At 61.2% G+C, this 13,467-nt stretch carries 15 protein-coding genes and 1 tRNA gene; 7 read left to right on the top strand and 9 right to left on the bottom strand.

The features are described 5' to 3' along the window. Window positions 1–378: 378 nt before the first annotated feature. A complete protein-coding gene (locus ABIB44_RS04205; RefSeq protein ID WP_354583366.1) occupies window positions 379–744 on the top strand; it encodes a hypothetical protein in 366 nt (121 codons plus the stop codon). Further along, on the top strand, window positions 741–1,658 hold the full coding sequence (locus tag ABIB44_RS04200; RefSeq protein WP_354583365.1) for a helix-turn-helix transcriptional regulator: 918 nt from the start codon (window positions 741–743) through the stop codon (window positions 1,656–1,658). The genes ABIB44_RS04205 and ABIB44_RS04200 overlap by 4 nt, the downstream gene beginning before the upstream one ends. 67 nt (window positions 1,659–1,725) lie before the next feature. Here the strand turns inward: ABIB44_RS04200 and ABIB44_RS04195 are convergent, their stop codons facing one another. From ABIB44_RS04195 to ABIB44_RS04185, 3 genes are all read right to left on the bottom strand, one after another. Beyond that, a complete protein-coding gene (locus ABIB44_RS04195; RefSeq protein WP_354583364.1) occupies window positions 1,726–2,154 on the bottom strand; it encodes a hypothetical protein in 429 nt (142 codons plus the stop codon). 71 nt (window positions 2,155–2,225) lie between these two features. Further along, window positions 2,226–2,570 carry a hypothetical protein gene (locus ABIB44_RS04190; RefSeq protein ID WP_354583363.1) on the bottom strand — a complete coding sequence of 115 codons (345 nt, stop codon included), beginning with the start codon at window positions 2,568–2,570 and terminating at the stop codon, window positions 2,226–2,228. A 72-nt stretch (window positions 2,571–2,642) separates the two neighbouring features. Continuing rightward, window positions 2,643–3,389 carry a hypothetical protein gene (locus ABIB44_RS04185; RefSeq protein ID WP_035563969.1) on the bottom strand — a complete coding sequence of 249 codons (747 nt, stop codon included), beginning with the start codon at window positions 3,387–3,389 and terminating at the stop codon, window positions 2,643–2,645. Between the two features lie 143 nt (window positions 3,390–3,532). Between ABIB44_RS04185 and ABIB44_RS04180 the strand changes: the two genes are divergently transcribed. Next, window positions 3,533–3,724: a hypothetical protein gene (locus tag ABIB44_RS04180; RefSeq protein ID WP_354583362.1), complete on the top strand. Its 192-nt coding sequence runs from the start codon at window positions 3,533–3,535 to the stop codon at window positions 3,722–3,724. Window positions 3,725–3,860: 136 nt separating this feature from the next. Here the strand turns inward: ABIB44_RS04180 and ABIB44_RS04175 are convergent, their stop codons facing one another. The 4 genes from ABIB44_RS04175 to ABIB44_RS04160 form a co-directional block, all read right to left on the bottom strand. Next, a complete protein-coding gene (locus ABIB44_RS04175) occupies window positions 3,861–5,177 on the bottom strand; it encodes a tyrosine-type recombinase/integrase (RefSeq protein WP_354583361.1) in 1,317 nt (438 codons plus the stop codon). A 139-nt stretch (window positions 5,178–5,316) separates the two neighbouring features. Then, window positions 5,317–5,398: transfer RNA gene (locus ABIB44_RS04170), tRNA-Leu, on the bottom strand. Between the two features lie 39 nt (window positions 5,399–5,437). Next, complete coding sequence (locus ABIB44_RS04165; RefSeq protein ID WP_354583360.1) at window positions 5,438–5,977, bottom strand: iron-sulfur cluster co-chaperone HscB C-terminal domain-containing protein; 540 nt, start codon at window positions 5,975–5,977, stop codon at window positions 5,438–5,440. A 34-nt stretch (window positions 5,978–6,011) separates the two neighbouring features. Continuing rightward, window positions 6,012–6,299 carry a putative quinol monooxygenase gene (locus ABIB44_RS04160; RefSeq protein WP_354583359.1) on the bottom strand — a complete coding sequence of 96 codons (288 nt, stop codon included), beginning with the start codon at window positions 6,297–6,299 and terminating at the stop codon, window positions 6,012–6,014. 131 nt (window positions 6,300–6,430) lie between these two features. Between ABIB44_RS04160 and ABIB44_RS04155 the strand changes: the two genes are divergently transcribed. Beyond that, window positions 6,431–7,606, top strand: coding sequence for an alpha/beta hydrolase (locus ABIB44_RS04155; protein WP_354583358.1), 1,176 nt, complete (start codon window positions 6,431–6,433; stop codon window positions 7,604–7,606). Between the two features lie 307 nt (window positions 7,607–7,913). Here the strand turns inward: ABIB44_RS04155 and ABIB44_RS04150 are convergent, their stop codons facing one another. Beyond that, entirely contained in the window at window positions 7,914–8,684 is a 771-nt protein-coding gene (locus ABIB44_RS04150; RefSeq protein WP_354583357.1) for an SAM hydrolase/SAM-dependent halogenase family protein, read from the bottom strand. A gap of 213 nt (window positions 8,685–8,897) precedes the next feature. On the opposite strand from ABIB44_RS04150, the gene ABIB44_RS04145 reads away from it, so the two are divergent. From ABIB44_RS04145 to ABIB44_RS04135, 3 genes are all read left to right on the top strand, one after another. Continuing rightward, a complete protein-coding gene (locus tag ABIB44_RS04145) occupies window positions 8,898–9,995 on the top strand; it encodes a PhoH family protein (protein ID WP_354583356.1) in 1,098 nt (365 codons plus the stop codon). A 137-nt stretch (window positions 9,996–10,132) separates the two neighbouring features. Continuing rightward, entirely contained in the window at window positions 10,133–10,567 is a 435-nt protein-coding gene (locus tag ABIB44_RS04140; RefSeq protein WP_354583355.1) for a GNAT family N-acetyltransferase, read from the top strand. 567 nt (window positions 10,568–11,134) lie between these two features. Next, a complete protein-coding gene (locus ABIB44_RS04135; protein ID WP_354583354.1) occupies window positions 11,135–12,457 on the top strand; it encodes a hypothetical protein in 1,323 nt (440 codons plus the stop codon). Here the strand turns inward: ABIB44_RS04135 and ABIB44_RS04130 are convergent. Beyond that, window positions 12,432–13,367 carry a phytanoyl-CoA dioxygenase family protein gene (locus ABIB44_RS04130; protein WP_354583353.1) on the bottom strand — a complete coding sequence of 312 codons (936 nt, stop codon included), beginning with the start codon at window positions 13,365–13,367 and terminating at the stop codon, window positions 12,432–12,434. The genes ABIB44_RS04135 and ABIB44_RS04130 overlap by 26 nt on opposite strands. Window positions 13,368–13,467 lie beyond the last annotated feature (100 nt).

Below are 13,467 nucleotides of genomic sequence, written 5' to 3'. Positions count from 1 at the left end.
CAAAGGTGACCCGCGACAACGACAAATAATGTCGCTCCTGGAAATAAATAGTCCTTTGGTTGCTCCGACACGTTTTGACGCTGGCACTTCTCACCTTTGCGGGCAGATACTGCCCCGCTCCGTGACCTTTTTCATGACACGGCGGCAGCGCCTCCTTGCATGGCCCCGTTTAGTCAGGACCTGCTGCCCTGCAGGCCAGGCTGCCACCCGCGGTTTGACGCAAGTATTCGAGCAGCTCAAATTTCACGGAATAACCGCCTTCGTTGACGAAACCACCGTTGACCGCGTAATTTTCATCGATTGCCTGAGTAAAAAGATGGAGTTTCTTACCCTGGACATTAATTAGCCGCACGGGGCCTCTCCTATATTCACCTCACAATGCGCCAACTACAGTTTACCAAGCAACCCCATGCCCGGACATCCGAGGAAATGCGCGAACAAGCCGGACAAGTTGAATCTCTGCTCTTGCGATGGACAGTCCTCGGTTCCGCCAGTCTGTCCCCTGAAGCCGCTGTACTGCAACCGTTGGTTGAGCAGAACGCCAGGTTTGTCGTTTCCCTGACGCGGCAGTTCCAAAATCAAGGCGTAAGCACGGAGGCGTTGCTTACGGCCGCGCACGGCGCCCTGATAGTACTGCTGAACCAGTACGCGCACCGTCCCGAAGAACTCGACAACGTGTTGGTTCTAGGCCTTCGGAATGCCATGGCCACGACCATTCAAGCCCAGGTCACCACGACGCTGTGACCACCCACGCCCACCTGCAGCGCCAGTTGGCGCTGGCGCTCCGGCTGCAGCAGGCCAAACGCGCCCTTTCTTTTTCCGAACTGCAATCCTACCTATTGGAACAAACCGCGCTGCGCGACGTGGCCAGCAGCTATTCACGGCGCACGTTCGAGCGCGACCTGAAAGTGATTGCCGAAGATTTTGGCGTGGCCGTGCGCTTCGATGCCCGCCAGCGCGGCTACGTCGTAGATGAAACGGACCCCTCCGCCTTGCTACCAGGACACCAGCGCCTGCTCGAAGCTATGGAGCTGCAGGCTTTCCTGCGGCTGCCCGCCACCCTCGCGCCTTACGTGCAGCTGGAATCGCGTCAGCCGTTGGGTTTGGAGCATTTGAGGCCACTGCTTTCGGCGGTACAATCGCGCCAGCTCGTTGAGTTCACTTACCGCAAATTTTGGGAAAGCCAGCCCACCCGCCGCCTGGTCGGGCCGTTGTTGTTGAAAGAATTTCGGGGCCGGTGGTACGTACTGGCCCTGATTCCCGAGTCCGGTGAGTTGCGTTGCTTCGGCCTAGACCGCCTCACCGACCTGTCGGTAACCGTCCGTGCCTTTATCCCACCGGCCGGTTTCGACGCCGCGGCGTACTACGCTGCGGCCTTTGGCATCATCCGCCCCGACGACGAGGAAACCCAGGAAGTCGTACTGTCTCTAACCCCGACCCAGGGGCGCTACGTGCAAACATTCCCTTTGCATTCATCTCAACGCCTGCTGAGCCAATCCGAAACGGCCATCCGCCTCAGCCTGACTGTTTACGATACCCACGACCTGCGCATGGAGCTGCTCTCAATGGGCCAAGAAGTAGAAGTGCTGGCCCCCGCCAGCTTGCGGGAGTGGATGTTGCAGAGTTGCGCCGTCGCGCAGGCCAACTATGCCAACTGACGCAAAAAAGGCCGGCCCCTTATCGATAGGGGCCGGCCTCTGCGGTTATTAACTCTCGTGGTAGTCGTCAGTCTTGCGCCGCATCCCACTGCGCCGGGGGCGCTGTAGCCATCAGCACCGGCGCTTCGACGCGGCGCTCCGCTACCTTGAGCGCCGGCGTTGGTACCAGCACCGGCGTGCCCGCCACCAGTTCCCCAAACAGCGGGTTGGCCGGCAGCGGCTGCCCGCCGTTGGCGTCCGGCACCTGGTTGAAGATGACAGCTTCCTCGCCGGGCGTACTCTGCGCCAGGTGGTCCACCAGCACTTCCTGCCCGCTGTTGGCGTGCAGCGCCTGCGTGAGCAGCGTGTAGGTGCTCACGTCCACATTGTAAAGCTGGTTTAGCGCGTTCATCTGCGTGGCCGCGTCCTCGGCTGCCCCGATGGCATCGGCCAGCAATTGGGTGTAGCGCCGGGCCTTCTGGTCGGCTTTAGCCCGCAGGCTGATGGCGCGCTTCATGCGTCGCTTAAATTGCTGTTGATAAGCCGTAAGTGCCATAATGGAGAAAAGTTGAAAGTGAAAAGAAAGACTTAATCCAGGTTAGAATCGGGCGGCAGCATGACCCCGCCCGCGTTGGCCGGCAGGTTGACGAACACCGCCGCCGGCGCCCCGCCCAGGCTGGCCGCCGCTACCTGGTTGAGGGCCGCCGCCGTGCCGGCTAGCCGGTAGCCGTCGACTAGGTCCGTGCGCAGGCTCATGTTTGTCCCATACAGGGTATTTATCCGCCCAATGTGGTCGGCCGCCGTTTCGCCCAGCGCCAACACCGTAGCCAGCCGGGCCACCAGGAAACGGGCCTGCCGGTCGGCCTTGGCCCGTAGCGCCAGTGCCTTTTTCATGCGCCGCTTGTACTGCAGCTGGTAGCCAGTAAGTGCCATGGGAAAGAGAAGAGTAAGGGAAGAAAAAACGGCCAGCCGGTGTGGCTGGCCGTTTCGTGCCATTTGCTACGCTTAGGCCACGTACTCAATCGCCAGCGGGTTAGTGCTGTTGTTGTTGAGCGGGTAGAACTTGCCGTTCACTTGCTGGTAGAAGTTGATGCCCACCACGCCGACCACCAGGTTCGCATCCGCCGGAGCGGCCGGGAAGCTGGCCACCAGCGTCTGGTTCACCAGGGCCGGGCTATTCACGGGCAGAATGCCCAGCGGCGCGGCCACCACGGCGTTGGTGAAGGTCAGCATCTCCATGTCCAGCGACGAGGCCGCGAACACCAGCTCAAAGTGCGTCGTGCCCTGCGGAGCCGCAATGTCCGAGGCCGGATTCAGCGCCGGAATGGTCATCGTCACGTCCGCGCCGGCCCCCGTCACTTCATACGGGAAGTACATCGTTTGCCCGATGCCCGCGCCGGCGTTGAAGTTGAAGCCGAGCAGCGGAGCCGAGTTCGAAGAGTCGAACACGCGCTGGCCCCGGTCGTTGGTGTCGTCCAGGCCGATGACTTCCCGCATTGCTTTGGTGAGTCGCGAGGCCAGCCGGCTGTCGCTGGCCGAGGCAATGGCTACGCGCAGCGAGTCGCGCAGCAGCTTGCTGTACTTCGCCGAGAGGCCAAATTCAGCCGCGTTTTCGCGGGTCCGCGCCAAGCCCGGTGCCGATTGGAAGGCCGCCCGGTTGCTGGCCGGCTTTTGCGAGATGCTGCCGTCCTTCCGGAAGACCAGCCCGCCCACCGTCCCCCGAATCCCAAGAATTCCAGTTTGTTGTGCCATGGGTAAAAAATAGTTTGATGATGAAAGGGCATCCCAGCGCCCACGACGTTCGTGCTGCTGGATGTTGAACCAAAATTCATCTACTATTTTTGTACAACCAAGTCGGGTGCCCAGCTAAGCCCGGTTTGCTCTCACATACCCCCATGCCGCGCATCTGCCTATATCCCAAAGACGTGGCCCTCCTCACCGGCCGGAGCTACGATTCCGCCAAGCGGCTCGTGCGCCGCGCCCGCCAGGCCGCCGGCAAGCCCGCCGGCGCCCTCGTCTCTGTGCAGGATTTCTGCCGCCTCACCGGCCTCGATGAAGCCGAGGTATCCGCGGCCCTCAACCACTAGGCCCCGCCCCACCTGCTCCCCACCTCCGCCCGTACTCGGAGCCTATTCCGCTCCTATACTCCGTAATCAGGTGGGGAAGTAAAAAGCCCGGCGCGGAATCCTTTCCGACCGGGCTTTTTTGCAGTAGCGAATCAAGTTAGGCCGCCGTCATCACCGAGCAGACCGCCCCATCTGGCAGCGCATCAATCGTTGTAGTAGTTGGCTCGTCCCAAGCTGCCCGCATGGCTTGGTGCTGCAGCTCTTCCACTACCTGCGCATACCGCATGGTGTTTTGAATCTTGGTGTGACCCATCACGCGCTGTAGCACGGCCACCGGCATCCCGCGCAGCAGGCTCTGCACGGCAAACGTGTGGCGAGCGGTGTGCATCGTCACCATTTCGTGCAGCGGCACCGCTTCTTTCACAACCCGGCCGCCGGCCGTGCCCACCACTTCCACCAGGCGCGTCAGCCCCGCCAACTGCGTGATTTTCTTTAGGTACCGGTTCATCGGCTGGTTGGCTAGCACGGGCAACAGCTTGGCTCCGTCGCCCGAACGCTCCGGCGCGGCGTACCGGTCCAGGATTTCCGCCGCCAGCCGGCTCAGGTAAATGCTCACCGTGGCCCGGGTTTTGGTTTGCACCAGCCGAAGCACCCGGTCACCGGTCCCATTCGCCCCCAAGCCGTGTAGGTTGCCGCCGTGCAGCGCCGCCACGTCGGAATACCGCAGCCCCGTGTAGCAGCAAAACAAAAACACGTCCCGCGCCGGCGCGAGGGTAGCGGGCAGCTTCACCGCCACCAGCGCCGCAATGTCGGCCCCCGTGAGGTAGGTTTTGGCCTGGTCGGTGTAGCGCACCTCGACGCGCTTTAATTCCACCCCCAGCGCCTGCTGCCGCTCATCTTGCGAGTGGCGCAGAAACGTTTTCAGGTCTTTTACGATGGAATAAATGCCGTTGGCCCCCAGGCCGCAGGTGGTGCGCAGGTACTTGACAAAATCGTCGTGCATGGCCCCGTCGTACTCGGCCAGGCTTATTTTCTTGCGCCGCTTCGCGGTCAGGAAGGTGGCCAAGTGGTTGCGGGCCGTGTTGTAGTGCCGCACCGTGTGGAAGGCATAGCCCCGCCCGCGCAGCACCTCAATAAATTCCGTCATGGCCTCGACCATGCCCAACTCGGGCCTGGCCGCGGCCGGATTAACCACGTCGCGTATCAGGGCCAGGGTGGGAGGGATGCCGGCCGTGCGCAAGTCCCGGTAGCGCTTTTGCACCCGCTCGGCAATAGCTTCCAGCACATTATTGGCTTCATCAGCGCCGACTTTCGCTTTCCGGAACCGCTGTTTGTCGGGGTTCCATTCCTTGGGCAGGCACTTTTCCCGCGTGAAGCACTGCAGCCGCAGCCCTTCAAAATTGGCGTTGAGGAACACCGGCACCAGCCCGTTCTTGTCGGTTTTGTCTTCTCGGAGGACGAATTTTACAGTCATTTTTTGGTAGCAGATTTGGTAGCACAAATGCGGCCGTAAATGAGTGTAAATGCCAAAAGCTCCGGACGCAAAAAGGCCCTAAAAACCGCTTTAGCGTACGCTAGAGCAGTATTTAGGGCCTTCCGTTGGTAATTCCTAGTACCCGGAGCCGGAGTCGAACCGGCACATCTTGCGATATTGGTGTTTGAGACCAACGCGTCTACCGGTTCCGCCATCCGGGCAGGATGAACTTCATTGAGAACAATTCCGCTCTGCCGGTATCAGGAGCGGGCTGCAAAGGTAGCTAGCTGCTGCTGGATGCGCAACAGATACCGCTTTTTTAGGTAGTAGGTGAGGATTTGCTGGAGCGCGGCGGGGCGGTGGTCGGCCGGGAGCTGCTCATAGCCAGCGAGAACGGGCTCGATGCCAGCGTCGAGCGTATCGGCCAGGTCGGTGACTTCGGCGGCTACCTGAGCGGTTCCGGCGGAGTCAGCGTCCAGCTCCAGCTCCATCAACTGCTCGTTCAGGTCCATCACGTCCATCAGGAAATCGGGCGGAAGCTGCTCCTGCTTGCCTTCTGCGAGCAGGCCGTGCTGGCGCAGCAGGTAGGCCATGCGCTGGTCGGGGTGGGCGAGGGTGCGGTAGGCGTCGGTGTTGAGGGTGGCCTGGCGCAGCATCTCGGCCTGGTTCTCGGGCGAAGTGGTGGCGTGGAAATCGGGGTGGGTTTCGCGGCTTTTGGCGTAGTAGTGGCGCTTGAGGGCGGCCTCGTCGGGCCGAAAGGATTCGGGTAGGCCGTAGAAAGCAAAATAGTCGGCTGACATAAAAAAAGCAGGTTTAATCAGGAAGGGGATACGGCTACAACACCGGATTCACCGAAAAGGCCACGGGCGGCGCGGCAAAAAGCCGCTTGGTGGCCGGCCACACCTCCCCGAAAAGCGCCGATTTGCGGTAGGCGTTGAGCGCGGCCGTGTCGTCCCAGTGGCTGTGGGTGCAGTAGGTGGCGGGGTGGTCGGCATCCTGCCACAGCTCCAGAAAGCGGCAGCCGGGCTGCTGCCGGATGCGCTGCTCGGTGGCGCGGAAAAGCGCGAGAAACGCCGGCACCTGCGCCGGCTCAAAATGCATGCGGACAATACGAATCAGCATTTAATCAACGCAGGGGATTAAAGAAATTATTGGATATCACGTAGGAAAAATAATAATCAGGCTAACTAATGAGGCTGCTAAGCCGTAAATATCCGCCAAATACTCCTATTTTCATCCCAAACACCCTCCGAATGAAGCTTTCCCTATCACGCCCGGCCGCATTTGCGTGGCTGGCCGCCCCGGCCCTGGCTGGTGGCCTACTCCTGAGCAGCTGTAACAGCCAGCCCACCGCCACCGAAACCGATAAAACCGCCACCGTGGTTTCGGAAGATACCAACAAGGCTTCCGATAGCACCGCCGTAACGGCTGCCGCCGATGGCATGGCTACCGTGAAGCCTACTGGCCCAATGCCCGCCTGGGGCCCCAACCTCAAGCCGGAGATGGCCGCCGTGATTGAGCAGTTGATGAGCCTCAATCCCAAGCCGTTGCCTACGCTCACAGCCGTGCAGGCCCGCAAGGGACCCAACTTCGCCGATGCCCTCAAAAAGCAGATGCAGGTGAGCAATATTCCCATGTCGCCCATGAACTGCGACACGATGACCGCAACGGTGGCCCCCGGCGTGCGGGCCCGCGTGTACACGCCCAAGAGCGGTACGGCCCCGTTCCCCGTTATCGTATATTACCACGGCGGCGGTTGGGTTATCGCCAACAACGATACCTACGCCGCTTCGGCCCAGGCCATGTGCGAGCAGGTGGGAGCCGTGCTGGTGTCGGTGGAATACCGTAAGGGCCCGGAGCATAAGTTCCCCACCGCCCACGACGATGCCTTCGCGGCCTACCAATACGTGCTCAAGAATGCTGCTTCGATGAAGGGTGACCCCAAACGGGTAGCCGTGATGGGCGAAAGCGCCGGCGGTGGCCTAGCCTGTGCCGTGAGCATGATGGCCCGCGATAAAAAAGTGGCCCTGCCCAAGTATCAGGTGCTGGTATACCCCATTGCCGGTTACGACATGACCACCCCTTCTTACAAGAAATACACCGAAACCGCGCCCCTGAACTCCTCGGCCATGGCTTGGTTTTTCAAAAACTACCTGCGCAGCCCCGCCGACGGCAAGGACCCCCGCGTAAACCTGGTGGCCGCCAATCTCAAAGGCCTGGAACCAACTACCATCATTGGGGCCGAGTATGACCCATTGATGAGCGAAGGCAAAACCCTCGCCGATAAACTCACCGCCGCTGGTGTGAAAACCAACTACAAGCTCTATAACGGCACTACCCACGAATTCTTCGGCATGGGTGCGGTAGTACCCGAAGCTAAAGAAGCCGAAGCCATGGCTGCTAGCGACCTGAAAGGTGCGTTGAAGTAGGGAAGGCAGGCTTAGAAGTTTAAAAACGTCATGCTGAGCGTAGCTGAAGCATTTCCATCGCGACTGTATCATCGATACTTGCGCGATAGGAGTGTTTCAAACACGCTCAGCATGACGGTTTTTTATGGAGGCTGTTTAACATCAAACGGTCATGCTGAGCGTAGTCGAAGCATCTCTACCGCTTTGTTGGAGGGCTCCTGCGAAGCGGTAGAGATGCTTCGACCACGCTCAGCATGACCGCCTTTTTACTACGGTTGCTTTTGCGCGACTACTTAAACACTACGTACCTCTGCCGGGCAACTGGCTCCTATTCCGCCTTAAACCGCACGTCCACCTGCGAATCAAAATTCAGCCCCAGCAGCTCCGACGCATTGCCCTGGCAGATGCCTAAACACAGGAAATGCTGGCTGTTGAACACCACCACGGCCTCGCCGGGCGGCACGGCCGAGAAGTGGGGGTGCAGGTCGCGCACTACGTCGCGCCCGAAATGAATAGCCAGCGGCCGGCCGTGGCCCACGGCTTCCACCGCCGTGCGGGAGATGTTGGTGACGAGGTTGCCGTAGTGGTCGACGTGCGCCACGTGGCCCGTAATGCGGTGGTCCTGGAGGCGCAGCTGGCGGTTATTGAGCTGATGCAGCGCGGTAACGGCCGGCCCAAGGTCGCTCAGCGGCACGCCTTGGGCCAGGGCCACGGCGGCGGGCAGCAGCACGTCGCGGGTGGGCGAGGCGGTAATGGCGGCCGGCAGGGCCACCAGGTTTGCGGGGGTGCCGTTGGCCAACAGGGCCAGAATGCCGTTGTCGCCGGTTACGAAATAGTGGCCTTCGAGCTCGGCGGCCAGCCAGCCGGGCTCGGGGCCCGCGCCGTGGTCGGCCACCCCGATGACGTGCACCGTGCCCACGGGAAAATCCCGAAACACACTTTGGAGAACGTGCACGGCGTGCGCGATGTTAAAGGGTTCGACCCCGTGGCTGATGTCGACGACCGGAACCGCCGGAGCTAGGTGCAGCAGCCGCGCCCTCAGGGCCGCCACGTAATGGTCGCGGTAGCCAAAATCGGTGAGCAGCGTAATCAACCCCATGCCTTCGTTCCGTAGTTTTTCGTAGTATTGTTTTGCCGCCCGAACCGGGGCAAAAGTAGCCGGTTTTAGCGTTGGGAAGAAGGAGAGAGGCAGCAGGAAATCGGGAATCAGAAAAAGCTACCGGCTGTTTCCGGTTCTTCATTCTCCCGACGACCACCGCACCTCCCTTATTTCCTGTTCCTTATTCCTTATCCCATTTCCCCCTCTTCCAACTTGGTCGAAAAAATCATCACCCTCGAAAACATGTCTTTGGTCGATTTCCTCGGCCCCGACAACCAGAATATCCGCCAGCTGGCCGCCGCGTTCCCCGGCTCCAAAATCATCAGCCGCGGCAACGAAATCAAAATCCAGGGCCAGACGGAAGTCATTGCCCGCATCAACGACATCTTTTCCTCCCTCATCGAGCATTACCACCAGTACGGTCAGATTACCGACAAAACCGTGAACCAGTACCTCTCCGCTACCTCCGAGGAGGCTGAAGGCCGGGTGCTGGCCGCCTCGCCCGATGTCATTCTGTTCGGGGCAAAAGGCGGCGTTATCAAAGCCAAAACCCCCAACCAGCAGAAGCTCGTGGACACCGTGATGGCCCACGACCTCACCTTCACGCTCGGGCCCGCCGGCACCGGCAAAACCTACATTTCGGTGGCCCTAGCCGTGCGCGCGCTCAAGAACAAGGAGGTGAAGAAAATCATCATCTCGCGGCCCGTGGTGGAGGCCGGCGAAAGCCTGGGCTTCCTGCCCGGCGACATGAAGGAGAAGGTTGACCCCTACCTGCGCCCGATTTATGATGCCCTGGAAGACATGATTCCGCCCGAAAAGCTGAAGTTTTACCAGGAAAACAAAATCATCGAAATCGCCCCGCTGGCCTACATGCGCGGTCGCACGCTCAACAATGCCTTTGTGCTGCTCGACGAAGCCCAGAACACCACCCCGAGCCAGATTAAGATGTTTCTGACCCGCATGGGCCCCACCGCCAAGGTGATGGTGAACGGCGACCGCAGCCAGATTGACCTGCCCACCCGTCAGAAATCGGGCCTGATGCAGGCCCTCGATATTCTGAAAAACGTGCAGGGCATTGGCTACGTCGAGATGACCTCTGAAGACGTGGTGCGCCACCGTCTGGTGAAGGAAATCGTGGAAGCCTACGACAAGTTCGACAACGAGGAAATAACCCGTCAGGCCCAGGCCAACGATATTCCGCGCCGCGACGAGCGCCACGAGCGCCGCCTGCGCGAGCAGGCCCTGACCGAAGGCGACCAGCCGGCGGCTGAAGAAACGGCCCTGCCCGTGAACCACGAGCAGGCGCTGTAGATTTTGCTATTTGCTGTTCCTAACATTTGTCATCCTGAGCGCAGCGAAGGACCTTATCACCGCTGAATTCGTCGTTCTGAGGTAATAAGGTCCTTCGTTCCACTCAGGATGACAGCTTTTTGCCTCAACCAAAATCTATGTCCGCCACCGCCTACCGCATCACCGACCTGCGCGACCTCGACGCCGCCTTCACCATCCGCGAGAAAGTATTCGTGGAGGGCCAGGGGGTGCCGGCCACCCTCGAAAACGACATCCACGACCGCACCGATGCCCGCCACTACCTGGCCCACGCCAAAGACGGCACGCCTGCCGGGGCTGCCCGCTGGCGCGAAACGGAGAACGGGGTGAAGCTGGAGCGCTTTGCCGTGCTCGAAGATTTCCGCAACCAGCAGATTGGCGCCGCCCTGCTCCACGCCGTACTAGCCGACGTGCAAGCCGAGCTTCCCGATGCGGAGGTGTACCTGAACGCGCAGTTGCGGGCCGTGCCGTTTTATGAGCGGCACGGGTTCCGAAAAGAAGGGGAGGTTTTCGAGGAGGCGAACATTCAGCACTATCGGATGATGCTGGGGTAGTGTGCTTGGTAGCCGAGGAGGCCTGCCTTCGAGCACTAAAAAACCCGCTCAAGCCGAGCGGGTTTTTTAGTGCTAATTGTTTCAGCACAACAGGATGGGGTGAGCGCGCGACAAGAACAAAGTATTAGCCTGATGACAGGAAGCTGCACGCAGGTGCTGGGCTAGCGCCGCAGCTGGATGACTCTCCAGATTGCCCAAACCGGAAAGAAAAGCAGTTTGAGGGGCCACCAACCCGAAAAAAAACCGTGTTCGTCGCTCGGCCGGGGAGCAAAGTTGTATTGCAGGGTGTAGCGACTCACTTTGGGGATGAACCTGCCCCAAAATTTGGTTCGTACCCCCGTGCTTGGTCGGCAGGAGGTGCGGCAGTCGGAGCAGTAGCCGAAGAATTCGGTGGTGGGCCGGGCGCAATCGGGGCAAACCATGCGGTAGAGTAGCGCGTGTTAATAAGTAAGGGGCGGGGCGTTGCCGGACGAAAGAAAGCGGGGATATTTGGGGCCCTGCGTCCCGGGCGCAAAGGTGAGCCGGGCGGCCCTGCTCGTGCCAAGGCCAAAAAGTTCTTTTTCTTTGATGCGTATTTCCTTTGCCATCTACCCCGTGCCCACGCTCACTTCCATCCTCCACACGGCCTTGCGCGAGGCCGTTGCGACCCGCTTCGGCCAGCCGCTGCGCTACCCCAGCCACTGCGATGCCCTCGAAACCGAATTGGCTAAAAAGGCCGGCACCGGCGGCCGTCGCCTGAGCCCCAGCACCCTGCGTCGGTTTTTTGGGCTGGTTGAGAAAGAAGGCGGCTACCACCTGCACACCCTCGACACGCTGGCCCGCTACGCCGGCCACGCTAATTTTGCGACCTTCGGACAGGCCGTGGCGGGCCTCGCGCAAGCCGATGCCGCTGCCCCCGACTTTCCCACCGACATTCCCGAACTGCTGGCCATGGCGCACCTGGCCCCGCCCGAGCGCCTGCTGCTGGGCTATTTTTTAGGGCGCGTGACGCGGCCTGCCCAGCCCGGCGGCGCGGCGGCCCCACTGGCTCTGCGCCTGGCGGCCCACCCGGCCGGGCAGGAGTTTTTCGTGGAGTCGTTTGTCGACCTGGCCCACCTCAACGGCGCCTACGGTCAGGTACTGCGCGAATACCTCTGCCACAAGCTCACGCCCGAAGCCCAGCTGTTCGGGCACGGCACCTTATTCCTGGGCGAGTTTCTGGCCGAAGATGCAGCCGCCTGGCGTATGCGCCTGCCGCAGCTGCTGGCGCTGCCCGTGCCGCCGGCCGCCCACGCTTTCCCGCGCGGCCGGCGCGCGTTTGCCGAAATCGTGGCCGCCTGGCACGATGCGCCCGAGGCCGCCTTGCCCCCCGGGCTGATGCCGCGCCTGCGGCGGGAAGCCGGTACCGTGCCCCGCGCTACGGCCGCGCCCAGCCCGCCGCTGCCAGCATTCTACAACCTGTTTCCGGCCGGCTACCACTTTTTTGTGGCCGAGGCGCTGTTTCTCACCGGGCAGTTCGAGGAGCTGGCGGGCTGGATAGATGATACCAATGCCGCCTTCCCCGAGCTAGCCGCGCTGGAATTGAACGTATACAACGAGCTGCTGCGGGCGTTTCTGGCCGTGGCCCGGCTGCGCACCGGCCGGCCGGCTCCCCCCGCTGTCGTGCCTCCCCCAACGTACCATTTGGCGCAGCTGGAAACCCACCACTGGCTGCTCGACTACTACCAGGTGCACATCGACTTGGTTGACCTGCACCTAGCCGTGCTGGCCGCCGACGTGCCCGCCACCGCGCGGCTGCACCAACGAGTGGCGCAGTATGCGACCACCCATCAGACGCCGTTTTTTCGGCGCGTGGCCGAGCGCATAATCGGGCCCGCGGCCGGTTCTACAGCAGCGCCGGCCGTTGCGTGATTTCGTGGTAGCAGACGTGGGCCCGGCTGAAGTAGTGAAACACCATGCTTTTGCGCGTCTGGGCCGGGTTGTGGTGGGGCTCGCCGCCGTGCATCAGGTTGGCGTGCCAGATGAAAACATCGCCCTTGCGGGCCAGGAAAACCTGCTTGGTTAACCCCAATTCAGCCACCCGGCCTGCAATAAACCGCTCATAGGCCGCATAATCCTTGTCGCCAATAAGCCATTCGGTGCCTTCGTTTTGGTAGTCGGCATTGAGGTAATAAGGGAGCTTGTGGCTGCCGGGGTAGTAGTGCAGCGGACCGTTGTCGGGCGTGATATCCTCCAGCGCCACCCAGGCCGCTGCCATGCCGCCCAGCGGGAAGGTGCTCATGTGAATACTGTCGGAGTGCGTGCGCTGCTGGCTGCCGGTGAGGAAGTTGATGCTTTGGAATAGCGTGGCCTCGTGGCCCAGCAAGGCACCTATCAGCTCGCGCAGCGCATCCTCGCCCGCCGCTCGGATGCGGGCCGACTTTCGAAACGCAAACATGAACTTATTCACGTAGCGCACGCTGATTTGCCGATGGGCAATCAACTGGTGCAGCTCCTGATTGATGCCTTCAACGACTTCACCGCTGAGAAAGCCCGGCAGAATAGCAAAGCCGTTATCCTCAAATGCCCGCAGGCTGGCTTGGCTGGCGGCTGGTAGCGCCCGAAAGGCCGGGCGGGCGGCCAGTCGCTCGGCCAGTACGGGCACGGCGGGCAAGCCGGCCGTGGCAGGCAGGCCAGCAAAGTCGCGGCTGCTGATGGGGGAGAAGTAGCGCTTGTTCAGCCCCAGTTTTTGGTAAATGGGCAGGTTATGAGCCAGCCGGCGGCGTTGGAAAACGTTGTAGGCAGCGTAGCTGAGCTTGAGGCGGCGCAGAAAAGAGAGCATAAAGCGGGCAAGAGTTCGAGCCTCCAAGTTACGAAGGCGAAGAAGGGCCAAGCGCCGAAATTGGCCAATTCGCTCCAAACCGGTACATTGCCAATCAAAT

Origin of the sequence: Hymenobacter sp. UYCo722 (assembly GCF_040547115.1) — a bacterium.
Taxonomy (GTDB): Bacteria; Bacteroidota; Bacteroidia; order Cytophagales; family Hymenobacteraceae; genus Hymenobacter.
Note: the sequence above shows the minus strand (reverse complement) of the source record. Positions and strands in the feature narration are given on the sequence as shown.

Excerpts from the sequence above, each read along its gene's own strand:
- ABIB44_RS04205 (WP_354583366.1), top strand. The coding sequence starts at position 379 with ATGCGCCAACTACAGTTTACCAAGCAACCCCATGCCCGGACATCCGAG.
- ABIB44_RS04195 (WP_354583364.1), bottom strand. The coding sequence starts at position 2,154 with ATGAAGCGCGCCATCAGCCTGCGGGCTAAAGCCGACCAGAAGGCCCGG.
- ABIB44_RS04190 (WP_354583363.1), bottom strand. The coding sequence starts at position 2,570 with ATGGCACTTACTGGCTACCAGCTGCAGTACAAGCGGCGCATGAAAAAG.
- ABIB44_RS04185 (WP_035563969.1), bottom strand. The coding sequence starts at position 3,389 with ATGGCACAACAAACTGGAATTCTTGGGATTCGGGGGACGGTGGGCGGG.
- ABIB44_RS04180 (WP_354583362.1), top strand. The coding sequence starts at position 3,533 with ATGCCGCGCATCTGCCTATATCCCAAAGACGTGGCCCTCCTCACCGGC.
- ABIB44_RS04175 (WP_354583361.1), bottom strand. The coding sequence starts at position 5,177 with ATGACTGTAAAATTCGTCCTCCGAGAAGACAAAACCGACAAGAACGGG.
- ABIB44_RS04165 (WP_354583360.1), bottom strand. The coding sequence starts at position 5,977 with ATGTCAGCCGACTATTTTGCTTTCTACGGCCTACCCGAATCCTTTCGG.
- ABIB44_RS04160 (WP_354583359.1), bottom strand. The coding sequence starts at position 6,299 with ATGCTGATTCGTATTGTCCGCATGCATTTTGAGCCGGCGCAGGTGCCG.
- ABIB44_RS04155 (WP_354583358.1), top strand. The coding sequence starts at position 6,431 with ATGAAGCTTTCCCTATCACGCCCGGCCGCATTTGCGTGGCTGGCCGCC.
- ABIB44_RS04150 (WP_354583357.1), bottom strand. The coding sequence starts at position 8,684 with ATGGGGTTGATTACGCTGCTCACCGATTTTGGCTACCGCGACCATTAC.
- ABIB44_RS04140 (WP_354583355.1), top strand. The coding sequence starts at position 10,133 with ATGTCCGCCACCGCCTACCGCATCACCGACCTGCGCGACCTCGACGCC.
- ABIB44_RS04135 (WP_354583354.1), top strand. The coding sequence starts at position 11,135 with ATGCGTATTTCCTTTGCCATCTACCCCGTGCCCACGCTCACTTCCATC.
- ABIB44_RS04130 (WP_354583353.1), bottom strand. The coding sequence starts at position 13,367 with ATGCTCTCTTTTCTGCGCCGCCTCAAGCTCAGCTACGCTGCCTACAAC.